Consider the following 22,879-nt stretch of genomic DNA (forward strand, 5'->3'; position numbering starts at 1 on the left):
CTCGCGCTGATGCGCCGGATCGACGAGTTGCACCTGGAGTATCCCTTCGCAGGCGGCCGGATGCTGAAAGGCCTGCTGCAGGCCGAAGGGCACCATGTCGGACGGCTTCATGTCTCGACGCTGATGGGCCGCTCCGGCACCGAGAACTTCGGCTTTATCGTGCCCGCCTTCAGATACTTCCTGATCGTGTTGCGCGACAGCCCGGTCCGACGCGCGATCTCGCGGATCGGCAGCTTCTCCCGCAGGGCCATGCGGCGGATGATGGTCAAAAGTCCCATGTGGATCACTCCGATGTCCCCCATCGCTCGCCGCGCTCAGGGGGAAGGGTCACATGGGTCAAATCTCCGTGGAAATCAGGCGCCAACCCGGGTCAGTTCCGGGCGGAAATCAACAGTCGCGAACCGCAGCTCGATGGTGCCAGCGTTCAGATACTTCCTGATGGGGTTGCGCGACAGGCCGGTTCGCCGTGCGATCCGGAGCGGCAGCTTCTCCCGCAACGCCATGCGTCGGACGATGTTCGAAGGTCCCATGTGGATCACTCCGTCACCCCGCCGCGCGCCGCTTTCGGGGAAGGTTCACATGGCTCAGTTCTCAGCGGAGATTGCCGCGCGTGGCCGGGCGAGTTCCGTGGGGGAAATCAACATCGTGCGCATCAATACCTCCTAAATGCGCGACATTCACAGAACCGGAATTATCGGGTTACGCCAAACAACATCGACATCGAAAATCGAACAAGCCGCGTGGCCGATATTCCACGCGCCATCCCCGTTCCGGTCTCGTCCGGCCCGACATTCGGCCAGCGAGCCCGGATCCGCCCGTTCCCGCAGCCCACACCGCTCGCAGCACCACCCCACAGGCATCAAGCCTATTGCAGTAGCACCGCGAGAAGCGTATGTCCGTGAGTGGGACACCCCTCCCCAACGAGGGGCTTTTTAGCTGGAAGGCTAACCATGCTCGACACGACGACCCCGGCGACGCGGCCGGTCAATCCGCGTTTCTCCTCTGGCCCCTGCGCCAAGATCCCCCAATTTTCGCTGGACATGCTTGCGGACGCGCCTCTGGGCCGCTCGCATCGTGCTGCCGTAGGCAAATCCAAGCTCGCGCAGGCGATCGACCTGACGCGCGAGGTGCTGGAGGTCCCGGCGGATTACCGCATCGGCATCGTCCCCGGCTCCGACACCGGCGCGGTCGAGATGGCGATGTGGACCATGCTGGGCGAGCGCCCGGTCGAGATGCTGGCCTGGGAAAGCTTCGGCGAAGGCTGGGTCACGGACGCCGTCAAACAGCTGAAGCTGGATGCGACCGTGCGCAAGGCCGATTACGGGCGGATCGTCGATCTGACCGAAGTGGATTTCGACAAGGACGTGGTCTTCACCTGGAACGGCACGACCTCGGGCGTGCGGGTGCCGAATGGCGATGCGATTCCGGCGGATCGCGGGGGGCTGACGATCTGCGACGCGACCAGCGCGGCTTTTGCGATGGACCTGCCGTGGGACAAGCTGGATGTGGTGACGTTCTCCTGGCAGAAGGCGCTGGGGGGAGAGGGGGCGCATGGCGTGCTGATCCTGTCGCCGCGCGCCGTCCAGCGGCTGGAAAGCTACACCCCCGACCGTCCGCTGCCGAAGATCTTCCGGCTGACCAAGGGCGGCAAGCTGATCGAGGGCATCTTCAGGGGCGAGACGATCAACACCCCGTCGATGCTGTGCGTCGAGGATTACATCGTCGCGCTGGAATGGGCGAAAGCCACGGGCGGGCTGCGCGGGCTGATCGCGCGGTCGGAAGCGAACGCGAAGGTCGTGGCCGATTTCGTGGCGGCGCGCGACTGGATCGCCAATCTGGCGGAGGACCCGGCGACGGCCTCCTGCACCTCGGTCTGCCTGCGCTTCACCGACCCGCGCATCAAGGATGGCGAGGCTTTCGCCAAGGCCGTGGCGAAACGGCTGGAGAAGGAAGGCGTGGGGCTCGACCTCGGCGCCTATCGCGACGCGCCGGCGGGGCTGCGGATCTGGTGCGGCTCGACGGTGGAAACCTCGGACGTCGCGGCGCTGATGCCGTGGATCGAATGGGCGTTCCAGCAGGAACTCGCCGCGCAGGCGTGATTGTCGGAGCGGGGGCCAGCCCCCGCACCCCCGGGATATTTTCAGACAGAAGATGAAGGCAGGCGAGCGCCGCTGCGCCCTGACCGTTCAGGAGAATCCAAATGGCACCCAAGGTTCTGGTTTCCGATGCGCTGAGCGAGACTGCCGTGCAGATCTTCCGCGATCGCGGGGTCGAGGTCGACTACATGCCCGATCTCGGCAAGGACAAGGACAAGTTGGCCGAGATCATCGGCAACTACGACGGGCTGGCGATCCGGTCGGCCACCAAGGTCACCGAGAAGCTGCTGGAAAAGGCCACGCGGCTGAAGGTGATCGGCCGGGCCGGGATCGGCGTCGATAACGTGGACATTCCCGCCGCCTCGAAAAAGGGCGTGATCGTGATGAACACGCCCTTCGGCAACAGCGTCACCACCGCCGAACACGCCATCGCGCTGATGTTCGCGGTGGCGCGGCAGCTGCCCGAGGCGTCGGTTTCCACCCATGCCGGCAAGTGGGAAAAGAACCGCTTCATGGGGGTGGAGCTGTTCAACAAGACGCTGGGGCTGATCGGGGCGGGCAATATCGGCTCGATCGTCGCCAACCGGGCGCTGGGACTGCACATGAAGGTGATCGCCTATGACCCCTTCCTGTCCGAGGATCGCGCCAAGGAGATCGGCGTCACCAAGGTCGAGCTGGACGAGATGCTGCGCCGCGCGGACTTCATCAGCCTGCATGTGCCGCTGACCGACAAGACCCGCAACATTCTGTCGGCCGAGAGCCTCGCCAAGACCAAGCCCGGCGTCCGCATCGTCAACGCCGCGCGCGGCGGGCTGATCGACGAGGCGGCGCTGGCCGAGCTGCTGAAGTCGGGCCATGTCGCCGGGGCCGCGCTGGACGTGTTCGCCACCGAGCCGGCGACCGACAGCCCGCTGTTCAACCTGCCGAACGTCGTCGTCACCCCGCATCTGGGCGCCTCGACCACCGAGGCGCAGGAGAACGTGGCGCTGCAGGTGGCCGAGCAGATGGCCGACTACCTGCTGACCGGGGCGGTGCAGAACGCGCTCAACATGCCGTCCGTCACCGCCGAGGAAGCGGCGGTCATGGGGCCGTGGATCAAGCTTGCCGGTCATCTGGGTGCCTTTGTCGGCCAGATGACCGACGAGCCGATCGAGGCGATCAACGTGCTTTATGACGGGGTTGCGGCCGGGATGAACCTCAGCGCGCTGAACGCCTCGGTGATCGCGGGCGTGATGAAATCGGTGAACCCCGATGTGAACATGGTCTCGGCCCCGATCGTCGCGAAGGAGCGCGGAATCCAGATCGCCACCACGACGCAGGACAAGTCGGGCGTCTATGACGGCTACATCAAGGTGACGATGGTGTCGGGCGACCGCGAGCGGTCCATCGGCGGAACGGTCTTCAGCGACGGCAAGCCGCGCTTCATCCAGATCCGCGGCATCAACGTCGATGCCGAGATCGGGGCGCACATGATGTATACCCGCAACCGGGACGTGCCGGGCGTCATCGGCACGCTGGGCGTCACGCTGGGCGGGATGGGCGTCAACATGGCGAACTTCACGCTGGGCCGGGTCGCGGGCGGGGGCGATGCCATCGCCATCACCTATCTGGACGAGCCGCTGCGCGAGGATGTGCGCCAGGCGCTGCTGGCCACCGGCAAGTTCGAGCAGGTCCGTCCCCTGCGTTTCGAGGTCTGAGAGCCTTCAGGAACCCTGCCCCCGGCCGATCCGTTGGCCGTGGGTTGCGATGAAAGGGGCGGCGATGCGTGTCTATGCCATCGGGGATATCCACGGCTGCCTTGAAAAGCTGCGCGCGGCGCATGAGCTGATCGCGGCGGATGGCGGCGCAGCCGCGCAGGTCGTGCATGTGGGCGACCTGATCGACACCGGGCCGGACAGCGCCGGGGTGGTCCGCTTCCTGATGCGGGGGCAGGACGAAGGGCGCGACTGGGTGGTCATCAAGGGCAACCACGACCGCCAGCTTCCCAATTTCCTGCGCGATCCGCGCTGGATCGACCCCCGCGCCTCGGACCGGAAGCCGTGGACCGAGCGCGATTCGGGCGCAGGCGCGGCGCTGCTGTCATGGGGGATCGAGGACGCGACGACCCGCCCGCTGGACGAGGTTCATGCCGAAGCGCTGCGGAAGATCCCGCACGATCATGCGCGCTGGCTGGACGGCCTGCCGATCTGGCACCTGACGCCGCTCGCGCTGTTCGTCCATGCCGGCATCCGCCCCGGCGTGGACCTGCGCGCGCAGATCGAGGATGACCTGCTGTGGCTGCGCAAGCCCTTCATGGACGACCCGCGCGACCACGGCGTGCTGGTGGTCCACGGGCACACGCCGGTCAGGACGCCCGAGCATCACGGCAACCGGTTGAACATCGACACCGGCGCGAAGGATGGCGGCCCGCTCAGTGCCGTGCGGCTGGACCGGGACGGCGCGTGGCTGCTGACCGGGAACGGGCCGGATTTGATCGAACCGCCTAGGGCGGGCTGACGCTGCGGCGATTTACTCCGCGCCCCCGATTGGCTAGAGAGGCGGCCAACCAACGCAGCGGGCTACGCATGGGATCGGCCAGACAGGCAACCACCGAGCCAAAAGCACTGGAAAGGCCGGCGATGAGAACGGCGAAATACAATATCGGACAGGTCGTCCGCCACCGGATGCATCCGTTCCGGGGCGTCGTCTTCGACGTGGACCCCGAATTCGCGAACACCGAGGAATGGTACGAATCCATCCCCGAGGATGTGCGCCCGGCCAAGGACCAGCCCTTTTACCATCTCTATGCCGAGACCGAGGCGACCTATTACGTCGCCTATGTGTCCGAGCAGAACCTCGTGCCCGACCCCTCGGGCGAGCCGCTGGAGCATCCCGAGCTGATCGAGATGTTCGGCGACTTCGAGGATGGCCGCTATCCGCTGCAATACGGCCTGAACTGACCGCAGCCGAATGTTCGAACTGACCATCGAGATCGTCGCGGTCCTTTTCCTGACCGCGATGGCGGCGGGGTTCATCGATTCGATCGCGGGCGGCGGCGGGCTCATCACCGTGCCGGTGCTGATGCTGGCGGGGCTGACACCGGAGCAGGCGCTGGCGACCAACAAGGTGCAGGCGAGCTTCGGCGCGGGGACCGCCGCGCTCAGCTATGCCCGCAACGGTCTGGTGGACCTGCGCAGCCAGTGGCGCACGGCGCTGATCGCCTTTGCCGCCGGGGTCGCGGGGGCGGCGATGGTGACGTGGCTGCCGACGCAGGCGCTGCGGGTGATGCTGCCGGTGATCCTGCTGGCGATCGCGGCGTTCTTCGCCTTCCGCAAGGGGCTGGACGACAGCGACCGGGCGCAGCGGATGACCCCTGCCCTTTTCGCGCTGACCATCGTGCCCGCCGTGGGTTTCTATGACGGGCTGATCGGGCCGGGCGCGGGCGCGTTCTACATGCTCGGCTTCGTGCTGCTGGCGGGTTACGGCATCCTGAAGGCGACGGCGCACACAAAGCTGCTGAACTTCGCGTCGAACCTCGGCGGGCTGGCCGCCTTCGCGCTGACCGGGCATCCGATGTGGCTGGTCGGGCTGGTGATGATTCCGGCGCAGATCCTCGGCGCGACGCTCGGCTCGCGCATGGCGATGCGGGTCGGGGCAAAGGTCATCAAGCCGCTGCTGGTCGTCACCTCGACCGCGCTCGCCCTGCGGCTGCTGTGGCAGATGGCCTAGACGAACCCCGCCGCCGTCCGCAGCTGCGCCACCTCCAGCCCGCGCCAGTTCCGCAGCGGCCCGGTCAGCAGGCGGGCGACGACCGGGTGGCCCGCGTCCAGCAGCCCCAGATGGACCAGCAGCGCGGTGATCGCGGCTTCCGAGGCGCGGGTGCCGCCGTCCATGATCTTCAGCGCGATGCCAAGGCCACGTTCGGGGGCGATGGCGACGAACACCGCCTCGGCCCCGGTCTTGACGGCCACCTTGCCGCCCATCGCCCGCATCAGGTCGGTGCAGGCGCGGGTCTCGCCGGCGACCAGATCGGGATGGGCGGTCATCGCGGCGACCAACCGGCGCATGGCGTCACCGCGCGCGCCGGAACCCGGCACGGCGAAGGCGGCCATGCCCCGCGCCAGCCCCGCGACCGAGGTGGCGAAGTTCGGGGCCGAGCAGCCGTCGATGCCGAAACCGGGGGATCGCTCGCCCGTCACCTCCTCGAACGCCGCGCGGACGGCCTGCTGCACGGGGTGATCCAGCGCCACATATTCGGCGCCGCCGCCGAGATGCCGGTTCAGGGTCAGGAACCCGGCATGCTTGCCCGAGCAGTTGTTGTGGACCTGACAGGGCGCGGTGTCGGAGCAGGTGAGCCGCCGGTTCTCGGCCTTGTCCTGCGGCATGTGCGCGCCGCAGCGCAGGTCGGCGTCGGCCATCCCCATCGCCTTCAGCCACGCCCCGACGCGCGAGACATGGATTTCGGCCCCGCTATGCGAGGCGCAGGCCAGCGCCAGATGCTCGGGCCCCAGCCGCGCCGCATCCGCCGCGCCGCTTTCGATCAGCGGCAGCGCCTGGATCATCTTGCAGGACGAGCGCGGGAAGATCACCGCCTCCGGGTCGCCCCACGCGGCCGCCATGCCGCCCGCGTCCCACACGACCGCATGGCCTTGGTGCACGCTTTCCAGCATCCCGCCGCGCCACAATTCGACCAGATCCACGCCCGCCATCGCCCTCTCCTTTGACAATTGCGCGATTTCCCAGACGCGGGCTTCACCCCGCACCCTGTTTTTGTTTATCTTCCCGCTGCCGGTGTGACCCACACCATCCAATCGGACAACCCCGAAACGGGGACAAGCAGGAGGCCCGAGCATGACCATCCTTTCGATCCGCGGCGCTGCAACAGCCGCCCTGTTGGCGGCGCTGGCGCTGCCCGCGGCGGCCCAGGAATCCCGCCTTCTGGGCAGCGAGGGCGACTGGTCGGCCTTCGGCGGGGAAAACCCCAAGGAATGCTGGGCCGTCTCGCCGCCCAAATCGACCCGCAACACCCAGGACGGCAAGGAAGTCCAGGTGAACCGCGGCGACATCCGTCTGTATATCGCCTATCGCCCCGGCCAGAACGGCGAGGTCTCGTTCCAGGGCGGCTATCCCTTCGCGGCCGACAGCACGGTCGAGGTGGATGTCGGCGGCAGCAAGTTCCGCCTGTTCACCGAGGGCGAGAACGCCTGGGCCGGTTCGCCCGAGGATGACACCCGGCTGATCGGCGCGCTGCGCGGCGGCTCGAACGCCGTGGTGACGGGCCGTTCCTCGCGCGGAACGACGACGACCGACACCTTCTCGCTGGCGGGCGTCACCGCGATGACCAACCAGGCCCGCGACACCTGCAAGTAAGGCCGCACGGCTTTCCCTTTTGATTCCGGCAAAGCCGCCCTATATCAGGGCGGCTTTCGCCGTTTTCCCCTCTGCCCGACCGCGCCTGACCGGAGTCCGCCGCCCATGACCGCATTCGACATTCCCGCGACGAACGCCGCCCTGGCCACGGGGCCGGTGGTGCAGGACGTGCTGACGCTGCCCCGCAAGCTGCCCGCCGGTGAGAAGGCGAACCTGATCGGCCTGACCCGCGCGCAGCTGCGCGCCGCGCTGATCGAGGCGGGCACGCCCGAGCGGCAGGCCAAGATGCGCGAGGGGCAGATCTGGCAGTGGCTCTATCACTGGGGGGTGCGCGACTTCGCGCAGATGACCAACCTTGCCAAGGACTACCGCGCCCTGCTGGCCGAGAAATTCCAGATCGCCCTGCCCGAGATCGTGACCCGGCAGGTGTCCGAGGACGGCACCCGCAAGTATCTGCTGCGGATCGCCGGCGGGCACGAGGTGGAAACCGTCTACATCCCCGAGGAAGGGCGCGGCACGCTGTGCGTGTCCTCGCAGGTCGGCTGCACGCTGACCTGCACCTTCTGCCATACCGGCACCCAGAAGCTGGTGCGCAACCTGACGGCGGGCGAGATCGTCGGCCAGCTGATGGTCGCTCGCGACGATCTGGGCGAATGGCCTCAGCCCAGGGCCCCGAAGGACGAGACCCGGCTGGTCAGCAACCTCGTCCTGATGGGCATGGGCGAGCCGCTCTACAACTTCGAGAACGTGCGCGACGCGATGCACGTCGTGATGGATGGCGAGGGGCTGAGCCTGTCGCGCCGCCGGATCACCCTGTCCACCTCGGGCGTGGTGCCGGAAATCGCCCGCACCGCCGAGGAGATCGGCTGCCTGCTGGCCGTCAGCTTCCACGCGACCACCAACGAGGTCCGCGACAGACTGGTGCCGATCAACAAGAAGTGGAACATCGACGCGCTGCTGGCCGCCCTGCGCGACTATCCGCGCCTGTCCAACAGCGAGCGGATCACCTTCGAATACGTGATGCTGGACGGGGTGAACGACAGCGACGAGGACGCCCGCCGGCTGGTCAAGCTGATCGGCGGCATCCCGGCCAAGATCAACCTGATCCCGTTCAACGAATGGCCGGGCGCGCCCTACAAGCGGTCGTCCTGGGACCGGATCGAGCGGTTCGCGGACATCATCTACAAGGCCGGCTACGCCAGCCCCATCCGCACCCCGCGCGGCGAGGACATCATGGCCGCCTGCGGTCAGCTGAAATCGGCGACCGAGCGCGGCCGCAAGTCGCGGGCCGAGGTGGCGGCGGAAGCGGGGCTGTAACCGGCCAAGCTTGCCTCGGGCGGATGGCCGATTTTCGCGGGAGGCCGCGCCACAAGGCGGCCGCGCCGCGCGTGCGGCGACGCTCCGACGCCTCCGGCGGGGATATTTGGGCAAAGAAGAAGCACGGAGAAGACCGGCACCGCCGGCGGCATCGATGGCGAGCCGCGTCCCACCCGCGAACTGCGCGCCCCTACCCCCGCGTCAGCGACGCGACCCGCCGCAGCGCCAGCAGATAGCCCTCCGTCCCGCAGCCGGCGATCACCCCGTCGGCGCGCAGGCTGACATAGGAGTGGTGGCGGAATGCCTCGCGCTTGTGGACGTTCGAGATATGCACCTCGATCACCGGGCCCTCGAAGGTGTTGAGCGCGTCCAGCAGCGCGACCGAAGTGTGGGTGAAGGCCGCCGGGTTGATGACGATGCCCGCCGCCGCGCCCCGCGCCTCGTGGATCCAGTCGATCAGCTGGCCTTCGTGGTTCGACTGCCGCAGCAGCACCTCCACCCCCAGCTCGCGCCCCAGCGCCGCGCAGGCGGCCTCGACATCGGCCAGCGTCTCGCGGCCATAGACCTCGGGCTGGCGCTGGCCCAGCAGGTTGAGGTTGGGGCCGTTCAGGACATGGATGGTGCGGGGCATGGCGGTTCCTTTCGCGGGCGCGGCGCGATCATGCCGCGCCGCGCCGGGTTGGGCCAGCCCCGCCGTTCGATTTTCCCGAACGCCGCTTCCGCTTCATCGCGGCTGCTGCATGGGCATTCGGACCTTATATCCCTGACACAGCACGGCGCCGCGACGATGCGGGCCGCCGGCAGGAAACGGGACGACACGAAAGGAAGCACGATGGCGAAGGTTCTGGTCCTTTATCACTCCACCTACGGACATATCGAGGCGATGGCCGAGGCGGTCGCCGAAGGCGCGCGCAGCGCCGGCGCGACGGTGGACATCCGGCGGGTGCCCGAAACCGTGCCCGAGGAGCTGGCCCGCAAGTCCGGTTACAAGCTGGACCAGAAGGCGCCCCTCGCGAAGGTCGAGGACCTGCCCGGCTATGATGCGATCATCGTGGGCGCGGGAACCCGCTTCGGCCGGATGCCCTCGCAGATGGCGGCGTTCTGGGACCGCGCGGGCGGGCTCTGGGCCACCGGCGCGCTGAACGGCAAGGTCGGCGGCGCCTTCGCCTCGACCGCGACGCAGCATGGCGGCAATGAAATGACGCTGATGTCGATCATCCACAACCTGATGCATTTCGGTCTGACCATCGTCGGGCTGGATTACGGCTATCAGGGCCAGATGGGCGTGGACGAGATCCGCGGCGGCGCACCTTACGGCGCGACGACCGTCACCGATGGCGACGGCAGCCGCATGCCGAGCAAGGCCGAACTCGACGGCGCCCGCTATCAGGGCCGCCGCATCGCTGAGGTCGCGGGCAAGCTGGCTGTGCGGACGCCCGAATACGCCGGCTGACGCGGGCGCGAACCCGACCCTTTCCGGCGGCGCATCGGCAACGGTGCGCCGCCTTTTCATGCGCCGCTTTCCCACGCGGCAGGGCATTCCCTTTCCCCCCGCGCCCGTGTTCAATGCCGCCGCCCGAGGAGGAGAGGACAGACGCCATGACCCCGCTTGACGCCCCCGAAGTGAAGCTCGCCAGCCGGATGGGGGCGGTGAAACCCTCGGCCACGGTCGGCATGACCCGGCTTGCGGGCGAGCTGCGCCGCGCCGGGCGCGACATCATCGGCCTGTCGCAGGGCGAGCCGGATTTCGACACGCCCGAGCATATCCGCGAAGCCGGCAAGGCCGCCATCGACACCGGTCAGACCCGCTATACCGACGTGGACGGCACGCCCGAGCTGAAGCAGGCCATCGTGGACAAGTTCGCGCGGGAAAACGGGCTGACCTATGGCATCGACCAGATCAGCGTCGGGACAGGCGGCAAGCAGGTGATCTACAACGCCCTGATGGCGACGCTGGACGAGGGCGACGAGGTGATCGTGCCCGCGCCCTTCTGGGTCAGCTATCCCGACATAGTGCGGCTGGCGGGCGGAACGCCGGTGATCGTCCCCTGCGGCGAGAACCGGGGCTTTCTGCTGGCCCCCGAGGATCTGGCGGCCGCGATCACGCCGCGCACCAAGTGGCTGATCCTGAACTCTCCGTCGAACCCCACGGGCGCGGGGTATTCGGCCGAGGCGCTGCGGGCGCTGGCAGATGTGCTGCTGGATCATCCGCAGGTGATGATCCTGACCGACGACATGTATGAGCATATCCGCTACGACGACTGGCAGTTCGCCACCATCGCGGCGGTGGAGCCGAAGCTGTTGCCGCGCACCCTGACCTGCAACGGCGTCAGCAAGGCCTATTCCATGACCGGCTGGCGGATCGGCTATGCGGGCGGTCCGGCCAAGCTCATCAAGGCGATGGCGACGATCCAGTCGCAGAGCACGACCAACCCCAGCGCCATCAGCCAGGCGGCGGCGGTCGCGGCGCTGAACGGGCCGATCGACTTCCTGACCGAACGCAACGCCGTCTTCCAGAGCCGCCGCGATCTCTGCCTGCGCGAGCTGAACTCCATCGACGGGCTGTCCTGCCGGGCGCCGGACGGGGCGTTCTACCTGTTCCCGTCCTGCGCCGGGGTGATCGGCCGCAAGCGCCCGGACGGGCGGGTGATCGAGACCGACACCGATTTCGCGACCTACCTGATCGAAGAGGTCGGGGTCGCCGTCGTCCCCGGCTCTGCCTTCGGCATGGCGCCGTTCTTCCGCATCTCGTTCGCGACCTCGACCGAGCAGCTTCAGGACGCCTGCGCCCGCATCCGCACCGCCTGCGAACGGCTGTCCTGAACCATCACCCGAGGAACCCCCATGACCACCGACCTTCCCTATGACGCCCCCGCCGCCATTGCCGCGCTGCAAGGCGTCACCACCGCCACGCTCACCACGGTCCTGCTGAAGAAGGGCCTGCGCAATGTCTGGCTGCGCGGCGCCGCGCCGTTGAACCCCGGTCAGCCGCGCATCGTCGGCCGCGCCTTCACCCTGCGCTTCGTGCCCGCGCGCGAGGATCTGGCGACGCCGGAAAGCTGGTCGTCGCCCATTTCCACCCGCGCGGCCATCGAGGCGATGCCCGAAGGCTGCATCGCCGTGGTGGACGCCATGGGCATCACCGACGCGGGGATTTTCGGCGACATCCTGTGTGCGCGGATGGCGAAACGCGGAGTTGCGGCGCTGGTGACGGACGGCGTCGTGCGCGACGTGGCGGGGGTGCGCGGGACCGGCCTGCCGGTCTGGTGCGCCGGGGTCGCCGCCCCGCCCTCGGTCGCGGGGCTGACCTTCGTGAACTGGCAGGAACCCATCGGCTGCGGCGGCGTCGCCGTCTATCCCGACGACCTGATCGTTATCGACGACGATGGCGCGGTGCTGATTCCGGCGAAGCTGGTCGAGGCGGTGGTCGAAGCCTCCATCGAGCAGGAGCGGCTGGAAGGCTGGATCATGGGCGAGGTCGAGGCGGGCCACCCGCTGCCCGGCCTCTACCCGGCCAACGCCGAGAACAAGGCGCGTTACGAGGCCTGGAAGGCCGGGCAGAAATAACGCCGGACGGGCCCCGGCGGGGGCGGGGCGGCGCGGTTCCCCGATGACGGCGGCCCCGCGCCGCGTTAAACGGGCCGGAACCGCCGCGCCGTGCGCCCTTTGACCCTCGGGGCAAAGCCGCGCCCCTCTGGAGTGTCGCCGCCCCGTGTCCCTTCGCCCCGCCTTCGCCAGCAGCGCGCGTCCCGTGCGGGTCACACTCGGCCTCGGGGTGCTGCTGATGGCGCTGGTGCTGCTGCTCGGCGCCCGCGCCGCGTTCTACCAGTCCTACGCCACCGGCTACGGCCGGGCCGAGACCGCCCTGCGCCTGACCGTCAACGCGCTGGAGGCGGATCTCGCCCGCTACGAGGTGGTGCCGCAGCTGGTCGCCGGGCTGGACAGAGTGCAGCGGCTCGCGGCGCACCCCGACAACCGCGCCCTGCGGACCGCGACGAATGTCTGGCTGCTGGACCAGAACGAGGCGGTGCAGGCCTCCGACATCTATGTGATCCGGCCGGATGGCGAGACCATCGCCGCCTCGAACTACCGCATGGGCGCGCTCAGCTTCGTCGGGCAGAATTTCAGCTATCGGCCCTATTTCACCGAGGCGATCTCCGGGAACGCGGGGCGGTTCTTTGGCATCGGCACCACCTCGGGGGTGCGCGGCTATTATTTCTCGGCCCCGGTCCGGGACGGGCTGGGGCGCATCAACGGCGTGGTCGCCGTCAAGGTCGGGGTCGAGCGGATCGAGGAATCCTGGCGCGGGGGCGAATACCGCTTCCTCGTGACCGACCCGGAAGGGCGGGTGTTCCTGTCGTCCGAGCCGGGCTGGCTCTACAGCAGCCTCGGCCCGCCGACCGAAGAGTGGCTGGCCCGCACCCTGTCGATCCGCCGCTATGCCGATGCGGAGCTGGGCGAACTGCCGCTGGAACGGCGCAGCGCCTTCGGCCTGCCGGTGTTCCGCGTCGCCGAGGGCGGCGGCCATCGGGACTATCTGGCGGCCTCGCAGGCGATGCACGAGGAAGGCTGGACGGTGCATGCCCTGCTGGACACCGCCAGCCTGCGGAGCGATGCGTGGCTGATCGTGCTCACGCTCGTTCTGCTGCTGTCCGCGGCGTCGCTGGGCGGGCTGTTCCTGATCCAGCGCCGCGCGCAGGCCGCCGAGCGGGCGGCGATGCAGCGTTATGCCACCGCCGAACTGGAGCGCCGCGTCGATGCCCGCACCGCCGACCTCGCCCGCGTCAACGACCAGCTGGGCCAGGAGATCGCCGAACGCCGCGCGACCGAGGCGGAGCTGCGGGCCGCGCAGGCGAGCCTCGTGCAGGTGGGCAAGCTGGCGGCGCTGGGGCAGATGTCGGCCTCGCTCTCGCACGAGATCAACCAGCCGCTCGCCGCCGCCCGCAACTACGCCGACAGCGCCGCGATCCTGATCGAGCGCGGCGATCTGACCCGCGCGCGGGATAATATCGCCCAGATCCTCGCGCTGGTGGACCGCATGGCTTCGATCGGCACGCATCTGCGCAATGCCGCCCGCGCGCCCGGCGAGCCGCCCGGAGCCGCCCAACTGCCCGCGATCCTGCCGGAGACGCGGACCATCGTGGCGCAGCGGCTGGCGACCAGCGGCGCGGCGCTGGAAACGGACGTGCCGTCCGATCTGCCGCCTGTCCGCGCCGGCACGACGCGACTGCAACAGGTGCTGGTCAACCTCATCACCAACGCCGCCGACGCCGCCGAGGGCGCGGCCGATCCGCGCATCACCCTGTCGGCGCGGCATGAGGGCGGAATGATCGTGCTGCGGGTGCGGGACCGGGGCGAAGGCGTGCCGGACGCCATCGCCGAACGCATCTTCGATCCGTTCTTCACCACCAAGGGCGTCGGCGCGGGGCTGGGCCTCGGCCTCTCGATCAGCGCCAATATCGTCCGCGACTACGGCGGCACGATCACCTGCCGCAACGCCGATCCGGGCGCCGAGTTCTGCGTCACCCTGCCCGCAGCGCCTTCCACCGAGCTTTCCGCCGAGACGGCCGCATGAGCGCCAGTCGCGTCCTTCTGATCGACGATGACAGGCAGATGCGCGATTCCACCGCGCAGGCGCTGGAACTGGCCAGCTTCGCGGTCGAGCCGCTCGCCTCGGGACAGGAGGCGCTGGGGCTGGCCGGGCCGGGCTTTGCGGGCGCGGTGGTCAGCGACATCCGCATGCCGGGCATGGACGGGATGACCCTGCTCGCGCGGCTGCACGAGGTCGATCCCGAGATCCCGGTGATTCTGTTCACCGGCCACGCCGAGGTGCAGCTTGCGGTCGAGGCGATCCGCAAGGGCGCGTATGACTTCATCGAAAAGCTGTTCGTCGTGCAGGAACTCGCGCAGGTGATCCGCCGCGCCATCGGGCATCGCGAACTGGTGCTGGACAACCGTCGCCTGCGGGCCGTCGCGGGCAAGCGCGACGATGTCGAGGCGCGGCTGCCGGGGCGCACGCCGGTGATGATGGACCTGCGCCGCTATCTGCGGGCGATCGGCGAATCCGACGCCGACACGCTCATCATCGGCCCGACCGGCGCGGGGAAAGAGGTCGTCGCGCGGACGCTGCACGACATCTCGGCCCGCGGGGCGCGGCCCTTCATCGCCATCAACTGCGCCGCCCTGCCCGAGACGCTGATCGAAAGCGAGCTGTTCGGCCACGAGGCCGGGGCCTTCCCCGGCGCGCTGCGGCCGCGCTACGGCAAGTTCGAACATGCCCGCGGCGGCACGATCCTGCTGGACGAGATCGGCTCGATGCCCTTGGAGTTGCAGGCCAAGCTGCTGCGGGTGCTGCAGGAACGGGTCATCACGCGGCTCGGCTCGAACGATCCGGTGGCGCTGGACGTGCGCTTCATCGCCACCAGCAAGGTCGAGCTTGGCCAACTGGTCGCGCAGGGCGGCTTTCGCGCGGATCTGTTCTGGCGCCTCAACGTCGCCGTGCTGCACGTTCCGCCCCTGTCGGCCCGGCGCGAGGATATCCCGCTGCTGTTCCTGCAACTGGTCCGCGAGGCCGCCGCCCGCCACAAGCTGCCCGAGCGCGAGGCCCCGCCGGGCTTTCTGTCGGCGCTGGCCGCGCAGGACTGGCCGGGGAACGTCCGCGAATTGCGCAACCTTGCGGAACGCTTCGTGCTCGGGCTGGAGGCCCCGCGCAGCAGCGACGGCGGCGGCGAACGGCTGGCCGACCGCGTCGCGGCGTTCGAGCGCAGCCTGATCGCGGGCGCGATCGCCGAGCATGGCGGCAGGCTGCGCCCGGTCTACGAGGCGTTGGGAATCTCGCGCAAGACGCTCTATGAGAAGATGCAGAAATACGGGCTCGACCGCCGCCTGATCCTGGACGGAGCCGAGGAAGGGCGCCGCGAAGCCTGAGGGGTGGAAATCCACCCGCCCCGCCCGGCGGGTTGTCACCTTTTCCACCCATTTTCAGCGCCCAAGGCTCCGGCGGCGGCTTCCGCCGGACGATTTTCTTTCGCGCAGCGGCGCTTGCCGCACAAAGCTGCCCAGGACGCGCCACGCGGGGGAGCGGGCGTCGTTCTCGTTCGACCTTGGGAGGTTTCATGTCTATTTCCAAACTGCTCGGCGCGGTCTGCGCCGTCTCGATTCTGGCCGCTCCGGCGTTCGCACAGGACTATCCCACGCGCACCGTCCGCATGGTGGTCCCGTTCTCGGCCGGCGGCCCGACCGACACCGTCGCCCGCCTGCTGGCGGAACGCATGTCGGCCGATCTGGGCCAGCAGGTGATCGTCGAGAACGTCACCGGCGCCGGCGGCACGCTGGGCGCGGACAACGTCGCGCGGGCCGAGCCTGACGGCTACACCATGCTGCTGCACCATATGGGCATGGCGACCTCGGCCACGCTCTATCGCCAGCTGCCCTACGACCCGCTGAACTCGTTCGAATATGTCGGCGAGGTCGTGGACGTGCCGATGATGATCACGGCCCGCAAGGAGTTCGAGCCGACGGACATGGCGTCTTTCATCGACTACGTGAAGACGAACGCCGATTCCCTGACGCTGGCCAATGCTGGTATCGGCGCGGTCAGCCAGCTTTGCGGGATGCTGCTGATGCATTCGCTGGACACGGAGCTGGTCACGGTCCCCTACAAGGGCACCGGCCCGGCGATGACCGACCTGCTGGGCGGCCAGGTGGACATCCTGTGCGACCAGACCACCAACACCACCCAGCAGGTGCAGGGCGGCACGATCAAGGCCTATGCCGTGACCACGGGCGAGCGGCTGGAACTGTTCCCCGACATGCCCACCGCCATCGAATCCGGCCTGCCGGACATGGAGCTGGCGGTCTGGCACGGCATCTACACGCCCAAGGGCACCCCGGCCGAGATCAACCAGCGCCTGTCGGAATCGCTGCAGATCGCGCTGGCCGACGAGGGCGTGGTTTCCGCGCTGGCCGATCTCGGCTCCGAGCCGGTGGCGGCCGAGAAGGCGACCCCCGACGCGCTGAAGACCAAGCTGGAATCGGAAATCTCGCGCTGGAAGCCGATCATCGAGGCCGCAGGCGTTTACGCCGACTGATCCTGTCAGACACGACGCCCGCTGCCCTTCGGGGCGGCGGGTCTTTTCGAGGCGGAGGTAACGCATGCCCACGAAACCGAGGGACAACACGGATCTGCTGGCAGGCGGTCTGCTCATGGCCGGCGGGGCCTTCTTCGCCTGGCAGGCGGCGGGGCTGGAATTCGGCACATCGCTGCGGATGGGGCCGGGCTATTTCCCGATGGTGCTGGCGGGCATCCTGTTCCTTCTTGGGCTGGTCATCTTCGTCAAGGGCTTCGGCCGCGAGGGAGAGCCGTTCGGACCCATCTCATGGCGGGGGATCTTCTTCATCCTGCCCGCGCCGGTCTTCTTCGGCCTGACCGTGCGCGGCCTCGGCTTCGTGCCGGCGCTGTTCATCGCCACGCTGATCGCTTCGCGGGCGTCGGTGCGGATGCGCCCGCTGCCGGCGCTGATCCTGGCGATCTCGGTGACGATCCTCGCCACGCTGGTGTTCAGCTACGGCCTCGGCCTGCCGTTCCGGCGGTTCGGCCCCTGGCTGCCGCTGTAAGGGGACGCGCGTCATGGAGCTTTTCAGCAATCTCGCCATGGGCTTCGGCGTCGCCTCGTCGCTGGCCAATCTCGCCTTCTGCCTGATCGGCGTGTTGCTGGGCACGCTGATCGGCGTGCTGCCCGGCATCGGCGCGACGGCGACCATCGCCATGCTGCTGCCGATCACCTTCCAGTTGGAGCCCGTCAGCTCGCTCATCATGCTGGCCGGCATCTATTACGGCGCGCAGTATGGCGGTTCGACCACCGCGATCCTCATCAACATGCCGGGCGAAAGCTCGTCCGCCGTGACGGCCATCGACGGCTACCAGATGGCGCGCAAGGGCAAGGCGGGCACCGCGCTGGCGACCGCCGCGATCGGCTCGTTCGTCGCGGGCACCATCTCGACCTTCCTCGTGGCGATCTTCGCCCCGCCCCTGACGACCATCGCGCTGAAATTCGGCGCGGCGGAGTATTTCAGCCTGATGGTCATGGGCCTCGTCATGGCCGTGGCGCTGGCGCATGGCTCGGTGCTGAAGGCGCTGGCGATGGTGGTGCTGGGCCTGCTGCTGGGTCTTGTCGGCACCGACATCTACACCGGCGCGCCGCGCTTCACGATGGGGATCACCCAGTTCGCGGACGGGCTGAACTTCGTCGCCGTGGCGGTGGGCGTCTTCGGCATCGCGGAAATCCTGCGCAATCTGGAAGACGAGCACGACCGGCAGGTGATGACGAAGAACATCAACCGCCTGTTCCCGACCGGGGCCGAGTTGAGACAGATGGTCGGCCCGGTCCTGCGCGGCACCGGCATCGGCTCCGTCCTCGGCATCCTGCCGGGCGGCGGTGCGATCCTTGCCAGCTTCGCGTCCTACACCGTGGAAAAGAAGCTCTCCGACCACCCCGAGGAGTTCGGCAGAGGCGCGCTGGCGGGCGTCGCGGGGCCGGAAAGCGCCAACAACGCGGGCGCGCAGACCAGCTTCATCCCGCTGCTGACGCTCGGCATCCCGGCCAACCCGGTGATGGCGCTGATGATCGGCGCGATGATCATCCAGGGCATCGTGCCGGGGCCGAATGTCGTCACCGACCAGCCGCAGTTGTTCTGGGGCATCGTCGCCTCGATGTGGATCGGCAACCTGATGCTGGTGGTGCTGAACCTGCCGCTGATCGGGCTGTGGGTGAAGCTGCTGACCGTGCCCTATTACGTGCTGTTCCCGATCATCATGGCGATGTGTTCCATCGGGGTCTATTCGGTGAACTCGAACGTCTATGACCTGTTCGCGGTCGCGTTCTTCGGGCTGCTCGGCTACGTCCTCGTCAAGCTGCGGTTCGAGCCGGCGCCGCTGCTGCTGGGCTTCGTGCTCGGCCCGCTGCTGGAGGAGAACCTGCGCCGCGCCATGATCCTGTCGCGCGGCGATCCGATGACGTTCGTGGAACGGCCCATCAGCCTCGGCCTGCTGGTCGCCTCGGCGCTGGTGCTGGCGCTGGTGTTCCTGCCGCAGATCCGGCAGCGCCGCGAGGAGGTCTTCACCGAAAGCGACGCATGACGCGGGGGCGGGCCCGCGCAGGAAACCGGATGCCGCGCCAGAGGGGCGCGGCAGTTTCGTGCGGGGGAAGTTTCAGGCCGGAGCGCCGCCTGCCCGGCCCGGCTCAGGTCCGGCGCGGATAGACGCTCAGCACCCGGCCGATGAAGTTGCTGAACTCGGCCATGTAGTTGCGCAGGAACTTCTCGGTCGATTCCACCGACACCTCGCCGTCATCCGAGATCAGGTCCGGCGTGAAGTGGATATAGGCTTCGACCGGGTTCATCGGCGAATTGCAGAAGCTGAGGATCGACTTCAGGTGCTGCTGCCCCACCGCCGTCCCGATCGACCCAGGCGAGGCACCGATGATGGCCGACGGCTTGCGTGTGAAGGCGTTCTCGCCATAGGGACGGCTCGCCCAGTCGATGGCATTCTTCAGCCCGCCGGGGATCGAGCGGTTGTATTCCGGCGTCACGAACAGCACCGCATCGACATCGGCGATGGCCGCCTTGAAGTCCCGCGCGACCTGCGGATAGTCCGCGTCATAGTCCCAGCTGTAGAGCGGCAGGTCCTTGAACGGGATCTCGGTCATCTCCAGCTCGGCCGGGGCGAGGCGGACCAGCGCCTTGGCGAGCTTGCGGTTGATCGACCCCTTGGCAAGGCTGCCGACGAAATATCCCACCTTGTAGTTGGCCATGTCTTCCTCCGTTTCACGGACAACGCACCCACGCCGCGCGGGTTGCGTCAGGCCGGCATATCACGGGGACACCTCCGCTTTCCGCCCCCGGGCGGCGCTCTGGGTCTGTGGAAAAGGACCATGCTGCTCGGGAAAGCGGCCCTTAGGCCGGTTTCGGGGTCAATCGGGTCGGATCGACGATCGACGGCCGTCAGGCCGGCGCAGCTCGGCCGTCGAGCCACCGCCATCGGGTCATGTTGCAGGCCATGTTGGTGAGCGTGATCGCCGCCCGCGCCAGTCCGATGGCGCGGATGGTCATGCCCAGACGGGCCTTCTGCTGGGCGAAGACATGCTCGACCTTCGAGCGCACCGCCGACTTGACGGCATTGGCGCGGCGGGTCCGCTTCGGCATCGGACGGCCGCGAGGCTTCTTGCGGTGGATGCGGCTGACCATGCCCCGGGCGCCGAGCCACGCCTCGTTCTCCGCCGAGCGATAGGCGCTGTCGGCCCAGACCGAGCGCGTCGTGTTGGTTCGGGCAATGAACCCCTCGCGGATCTGCCCGTCGTCTTGCCGGGCGGCATCGGTGATGACCAGGCGGCGGATCAGCCCATGCATCCGGTCGATCGAGACGCGGGATTTGCGGGCTGGCGGTCGGTAGCCCAGGGATGAATGAGGGCGCTCTGTGTTGTAATGGCCGCGCCATGCCTCGATGACGATCCTTGCGTCAGCGAGGCTGTAGAAGATCTCGCCATCGTGCAGTTCGTCGCGGAGTTTCGAGTCGAAGCACGCGCAATATCCGCTCTCCCAAGGGCTACCGGGTTCGGCATAGGCTGCTCAGCCACCGACGGCGTCGGTCCAGTCGCGCACCATGGCGATGAACTCGCTGCCATAGCACGTCAGGAACCCGGCGCAGCATGCAGGTTATGGCCGCGCGCGAAGCCCTCACACGGCGCAGCGCGCGGCCATGACCGTGGTTCAGGTCTCTATGGTGGTCTTGCGAACCACACACCACAGAGGAGACCGGCTATGGCCAAGGTCGAGCATACTGCGGATGCCCGCGGTCAGCTCGGCCCCGCGCATCCATCAGCCGAACCTTCAGCTCCTTCATCAGACCTGCGTCCCCATCAGGTCTTCAGGCCGCTCCACGCTCTTCAGCAGGTCGTAGCGTCGATTGTTCCTGTGGCTGTCGTCCGACACCGATGACCTCCATCCCCTCCTGCATCCGACGTCGGAACGATCCGAAACTTGTCGAGCACTGATGCGTTAGGGCCCGTGTGTCCGGTCGGCAGCGTTCGCCTGGACGGGTCAATGTGAAAAGGAGATGCCGTGGTCACCGTATCTGCCGTCGGGCCGCCAAGGCCGGTTCATCCGCTTCACGCGGTCCTGCTCTCCTTTCCGTTCCCTCTGTTTCTGGGCACGCTGGTCAGCGACATCGCCTATTGGCGGACCTTCGAGATTCAGTGGTCCAACTTTGCCCAGTGGCTGAACGCCGGCGGGCTGCTGGTCGGCGCCTTTGCGGTGCTCTGGGCGCTGGTCAATCTGTTCCGCAGCCACAAGCCGCGCAACAGACGCCCGCTCATCTATTTCGTCGTGCTGCTCGCCATGTGGGTGGCCGGATTCCTGAACGCCCTCGCCCACGCCAAGGATGCCTGGGCCATCATGCCGGAAAGCCTGTGGCTGTCGGTCATCTCGACGCTGCTGGCGCTGGCCGCGGCCTGGATCGGGTATTCCGGTTTCCGTGCGGAGGAACTAAAATGAGGCTACTTTTCTTGGCGATAGGCGTCACTGCAACTCTTCCGCTCACCGCGGCGGCCCAGCCCGCCCCGCCCAGCTACGGCCCGAACCCCGAGCTGCCCGAGCCGCGGCGCGGCCTGTTGCCGAGCATGACGGTTCCGCGGCCGGCGTTGTGGGGCGACGATCTGCCGACGGTGCCTGACGGTTACAGCATCGCCGCGATCGCCACGGATCTCATGGGCCCGCGCCAGACCCTCATCCTTCCCAACGGCGATATCCTGGTGGCCGAGGGGAAGGGCGGCAGCGCACCCGCGCTTCGTCCCAAGGATCTTATCGCCAGCTTCATCAAGAGCCTGGGCCAAAGCTCGGTCGAAAGCGGCGACCGGCTGACCCTGCTGCGGGACGCGGACGGCGACGGCGTTTACGAGACGCAGGGCGTCTTTGCCGACGAACTGGACGCGCCTTACGGACTGGCGCTGGTGAACGGCGCGATCTACGTCGCCAACCAGGACGCGGTGGTCCGCTTCGACTATGCCGATGGTCAGACCCAGGCGAGCGGCGAGCCGGTCACGCTCACCCAGTTGCCGGCCGAGATCAACCATCACTGGACCAAGGCGATGACCGCCAGCGCCGATGGCCGGTTCCTCTATGTCGGGATCGGGTCGAACAGCAACATCACCGAACGCGGCATGGAGGTCGAGGAAGACCGGGCCAGAATCTGGGAGATCGACATCGAAACCGGCGCGCACCGGCCCTACGCCACGGGCCTTCGCAATCCGACCGCGCTGACCATCCAGCCGGAAACCGGGCAGCTCTGGGCGGTCGTCAACGAGCGTGACGAGATCGGGCCCAACCTCGTTCCCGATTACCTGACGGCGGTGCAGGATGGCGGGTTCTACGGCTGGCCCTACAGCTATTGGGGGCAGACCGTCGATCCCCGCGCGCAGCCGCAGGACCCGGAGAAGGTCGCATCGGCCATCGTCCCCGACTACAGCCTGGGATCGCATGTGGCGGCGCTCGGCGTGACGTTCTCGTCCCCGGCGATGGGCCCTCAGTTCGCCGAAGGTGTCTTCGTCGGCGAGCATGGCAGCTGGAACCGCAGCGTCCCGGTCGGCTACCGCGTCAGTTTCGTTCCATTCCAGAACGGTCGTCCTTCGGGCGACCCGATCGACTTCGCTTCCGGCTTCCTGCTGGACGAGGACAACACGCGCGGCCGTCCGGTCGGCGTGACCCTCGATCCCCGCGGCGCCCTGATCGTCGCGGACGATCTCTCGAACACGGTCTGGAGGATTACGCCCAACCAGCCCTGACCACGCGCTGATGGGGCGTTGGCGCCGCCCGAAGCCCGGTGTTTCCTAGAACTGGCCCCTCCATCGCAATCGTGCTCCGCAGCCCGAAGATGCATGGCACGGCGCAACCCGTCACCGGCCGCTTGAGGAGCCGCGCCTTTGAAGCCGCCATTTCGACCTGGTCGCAGTTGCTGTGGGCCGATCTCACGGGTCGTTCCGTCGCCTGCTACATGAACCCCACGCTTTCCCGCCTATAAAGACCTCCCCAGGTTTCACTTCGCTGCCAGCGAGAGTCCCCCGCGC

General features: G+C 68.0%; 20 protein-coding genes and 3 pseudogenes. 18 read left to right on the forward strand and 5 right to left on the reverse strand.

Annotation, left to right across the window (positions count from 1 at the left end):
- Nucleotides 1-144 (forward strand): annotated as a pseudogene (locus KTN05_RS12510) (IS3 family transposase); the annotation flags it as partial.
- On the opposite strand, the pseudogene KTN05_RS12515 reads toward KTN05_RS12510, so the two are convergent.
- Nucleotides 126-278: pseudogene (locus tag KTN05_RS12515) on the reverse strand (HTH domain-containing protein); the annotation flags it as partial. The pseudogenes KTN05_RS12510 and KTN05_RS12515 sit on opposite strands and share 19 nt — an antisense overlap.
- Nucleotides 279-950: 672 nt before the next feature.
- Between KTN05_RS12515 and KTN05_RS12520 the strand changes: the two are divergent.
- The 5 genes from KTN05_RS12520 (at nt 951) to KTN05_RS12540 (ending at nt 5,804) form a co-directional block, all read left to right on the forward strand.
- A complete protein-coding gene (locus tag KTN05_RS12520; RefSeq protein WP_217329751.1) occupies nt 951-2,099 on the forward strand; it encodes a phosphoserine transaminase in 1,149 nt (382 codons plus the stop codon).
- A 101-nt stretch (nt 2,100-2,200) separates the two neighbouring features.
- Entirely contained in the window at nt 2,201-3,793 is a 1,593-nt protein-coding gene (serA, locus tag KTN05_RS12525) for a phosphoglycerate dehydrogenase (protein WP_217329752.1), read from the forward strand.
- A gap of 64 nt (nt 3,794-3,857) precedes the next feature.
- A complete protein-coding gene (locus tag KTN05_RS12530; protein ID WP_217329753.1) occupies nt 3,858-4,592 on the forward strand; it encodes a metallophosphoesterase in 735 nt (244 codons plus the stop codon).
- Nucleotides 4,593-4,714: 122 nt separating this feature from the next.
- Nucleotides 4,715-5,035: a heat shock protein HspQ gene (hspQ, locus tag KTN05_RS12535; RefSeq protein ID WP_217329754.1), complete on the forward strand. Its 321-nt coding sequence runs from the start codon at nt 4,715-4,717 to the stop codon at nt 5,033-5,035.
- Between the two features lie 10 nt (nt 5,036-5,045).
- Nucleotides 5,046-5,804, forward strand: a complete 759-nt coding sequence (locus KTN05_RS12540) for a TSUP family transporter (protein WP_217329755.1) — start codon at nt 5,046-5,048, stop codon at nt 5,802-5,804.
- On the opposite strand, the gene KTN05_RS12545 is transcribed toward KTN05_RS12540, so the two are convergent.
- Nucleotides 5,801-6,784: an asparaginase gene (locus tag KTN05_RS12545; protein WP_217329756.1), complete on the reverse strand. Its 984-nt coding sequence runs from the start codon at nt 6,782-6,784 to the stop codon at nt 5,801-5,803. The genes KTN05_RS12540 and KTN05_RS12545 overlap by 4 nt on opposite strands.
- A 142-nt stretch (nt 6,785-6,926) precedes the next feature.
- Here KTN05_RS12545 and KTN05_RS12550 point away from each other — a divergent pair, with 142 nt between their 5' ends.
- Entirely contained in the window at nt 6,927-7,445 is a 519-nt protein-coding gene (locus KTN05_RS12550) for an invasion associated locus B family protein (RefSeq protein ID WP_217329757.1), read from the forward strand.
- A gap of 105 nt (nt 7,446-7,550) precedes the next feature.
- Nucleotides 7,551-8,762, forward strand: coding sequence for a 23S rRNA (adenine(2503)-C(2))-methyltransferase RlmN (rlmN, locus tag KTN05_RS12555; RefSeq protein WP_217329758.1), 1,212 nt, complete (start codon nt 7,551-7,553; stop codon nt 8,760-8,762).
- 190 nt (nt 8,763-8,952) lie between these two features.
- Here the strand turns inward: rlmN and aroQ are convergent, their stop codons facing one another.
- Nucleotides 8,953-9,393: a type II 3-dehydroquinate dehydratase gene (gene aroQ / locus KTN05_RS12560; protein WP_217329759.1), complete on the reverse strand. Its 441-nt coding sequence runs from the start codon at nt 9,391-9,393 to the stop codon at nt 8,953-8,955.
- A 201-nt stretch (nt 9,394-9,594) separates the two neighbouring features.
- Here aroQ and wrbA point away from each other — a divergent pair, with 201 nt between their 5' ends.
- From wrbA to KTN05_RS12600, 8 genes are all read left to right on the forward strand, one after another.
- Nucleotides 9,595-10,215 carry an NAD(P)H:quinone oxidoreductase gene (gene wrbA / locus KTN05_RS12565; RefSeq protein WP_217329760.1) on the forward strand — a complete coding sequence of 207 codons (621 nt, stop codon included), beginning with the start codon at nt 9,595-9,597 and terminating at the stop codon, nt 10,213-10,215.
- A 146-nt stretch (nt 10,216-10,361) separates the two neighbouring features.
- On the forward strand, nt 10,362-11,585 hold the full coding sequence (locus KTN05_RS12570) for a pyridoxal phosphate-dependent aminotransferase (protein WP_217329761.1): 1,224 nt from the start codon (nt 10,362-10,364) through the stop codon (nt 11,583-11,585).
- Between the two features lie 21 nt (nt 11,586-11,606).
- Nucleotides 11,607-12,329, forward strand: coding sequence for a ribonuclease activity regulator RraA (locus KTN05_RS12575; RefSeq protein WP_217329762.1), 723 nt, complete (start codon nt 11,607-11,609; stop codon nt 12,327-12,329).
- Between the two features lie 145 nt (nt 12,330-12,474).
- On the forward strand, nt 12,475-14,337 hold the full coding sequence (locus KTN05_RS12580) for an ATP-binding protein (RefSeq protein ID WP_371823356.1): 1,863 nt from the start codon (nt 12,475-12,477) through the stop codon (nt 14,335-14,337).
- Nucleotides 14,334-15,689, forward strand: coding sequence for a sigma-54 dependent transcriptional regulator (locus KTN05_RS12585; protein ID WP_217329763.1), 1,356 nt, complete (start codon nt 14,334-14,336; stop codon nt 15,687-15,689). The genes KTN05_RS12580 and KTN05_RS12585 overlap by 4 nt, the downstream gene beginning before the upstream one ends.
- 188 nt (nt 15,690-15,877) lie before the next feature.
- Nucleotides 15,878-16,852, forward strand: coding sequence for a tripartite tricarboxylate transporter substrate-binding protein (locus tag KTN05_RS12590; RefSeq protein ID WP_217329764.1), 975 nt, complete (start codon nt 15,878-15,880; stop codon nt 16,850-16,852).
- Nucleotides 16,853-16,916: 64 nt separating this feature from the next.
- Nucleotides 16,917-17,378 (forward strand): tripartite tricarboxylate transporter TctB family protein, encoded by a 462-nt coding sequence (locus KTN05_RS12595; RefSeq protein ID WP_217329765.1) that lies wholly within the window; start codon nt 16,917-16,919, stop codon nt 17,376-17,378.
- A 13-nt stretch (nt 17,379-17,391) separates the two neighbouring features.
- The gene (locus KTN05_RS12600; RefSeq protein WP_217329766.1) at nt 17,392-18,900 is read left to right on the forward strand and encodes a tripartite tricarboxylate transporter permease; all 1,509 of its coding nucleotides are present in this window, start codon (nt 17,392-17,394) and stop codon (nt 18,898-18,900) included.
- A gap of 103 nt (nt 18,901-19,003) precedes the next feature.
- Here KTN05_RS12600 and KTN05_RS12605 read toward each other — a convergent pair whose 3' ends face one another.
- Nucleotides 19,004-19,573 carry an NADPH-dependent FMN reductase gene (locus KTN05_RS12605; protein ID WP_217329767.1) on the reverse strand — a complete coding sequence of 190 codons (570 nt, stop codon included), beginning with the start codon at nt 19,571-19,573 and terminating at the stop codon, nt 19,004-19,006.
- Between the two features lie 190 nt (nt 19,574-19,763).
- Nucleotides 19,764-20,441: pseudogene (locus KTN05_RS18470) on the reverse strand (integrase core domain-containing protein); the annotation flags it as partial.
- Nucleotides 20,442-20,879: 438 nt separating this feature from the next.
- Here KTN05_RS18470 and KTN05_RS12620 point away from each other — a divergent pair.
- Together KTN05_RS12620 and KTN05_RS12625 are read left to right on the forward strand one after the other, a co-directional pair.
- A complete protein-coding gene (locus KTN05_RS12620) occupies nt 20,880-21,311 on the forward strand; it encodes a DUF2231 domain-containing protein (protein WP_217329769.1) in 432 nt (143 codons plus the stop codon).
- Nucleotides 21,308-22,597 (forward strand): sorbosone dehydrogenase family protein, encoded by a 1,290-nt coding sequence (locus KTN05_RS12625; protein ID WP_217329770.1) that lies wholly within the window; start codon nt 21,308-21,310, stop codon nt 22,595-22,597. Before KTN05_RS12620 ends, KTN05_RS12625 begins: the two co-directional genes overlap by 4 nt.
- Nucleotides 22,598-22,879 lie beyond the last annotated feature (282 nt).

The sequence above is a fragment of the Paracoccus sp. Z118 genome, from assembly GCF_019061185.1.
Classification (GTDB): Bacteria; Pseudomonadota; Alphaproteobacteria; order Rhodobacterales; family Rhodobacteraceae; genus Paracoccus.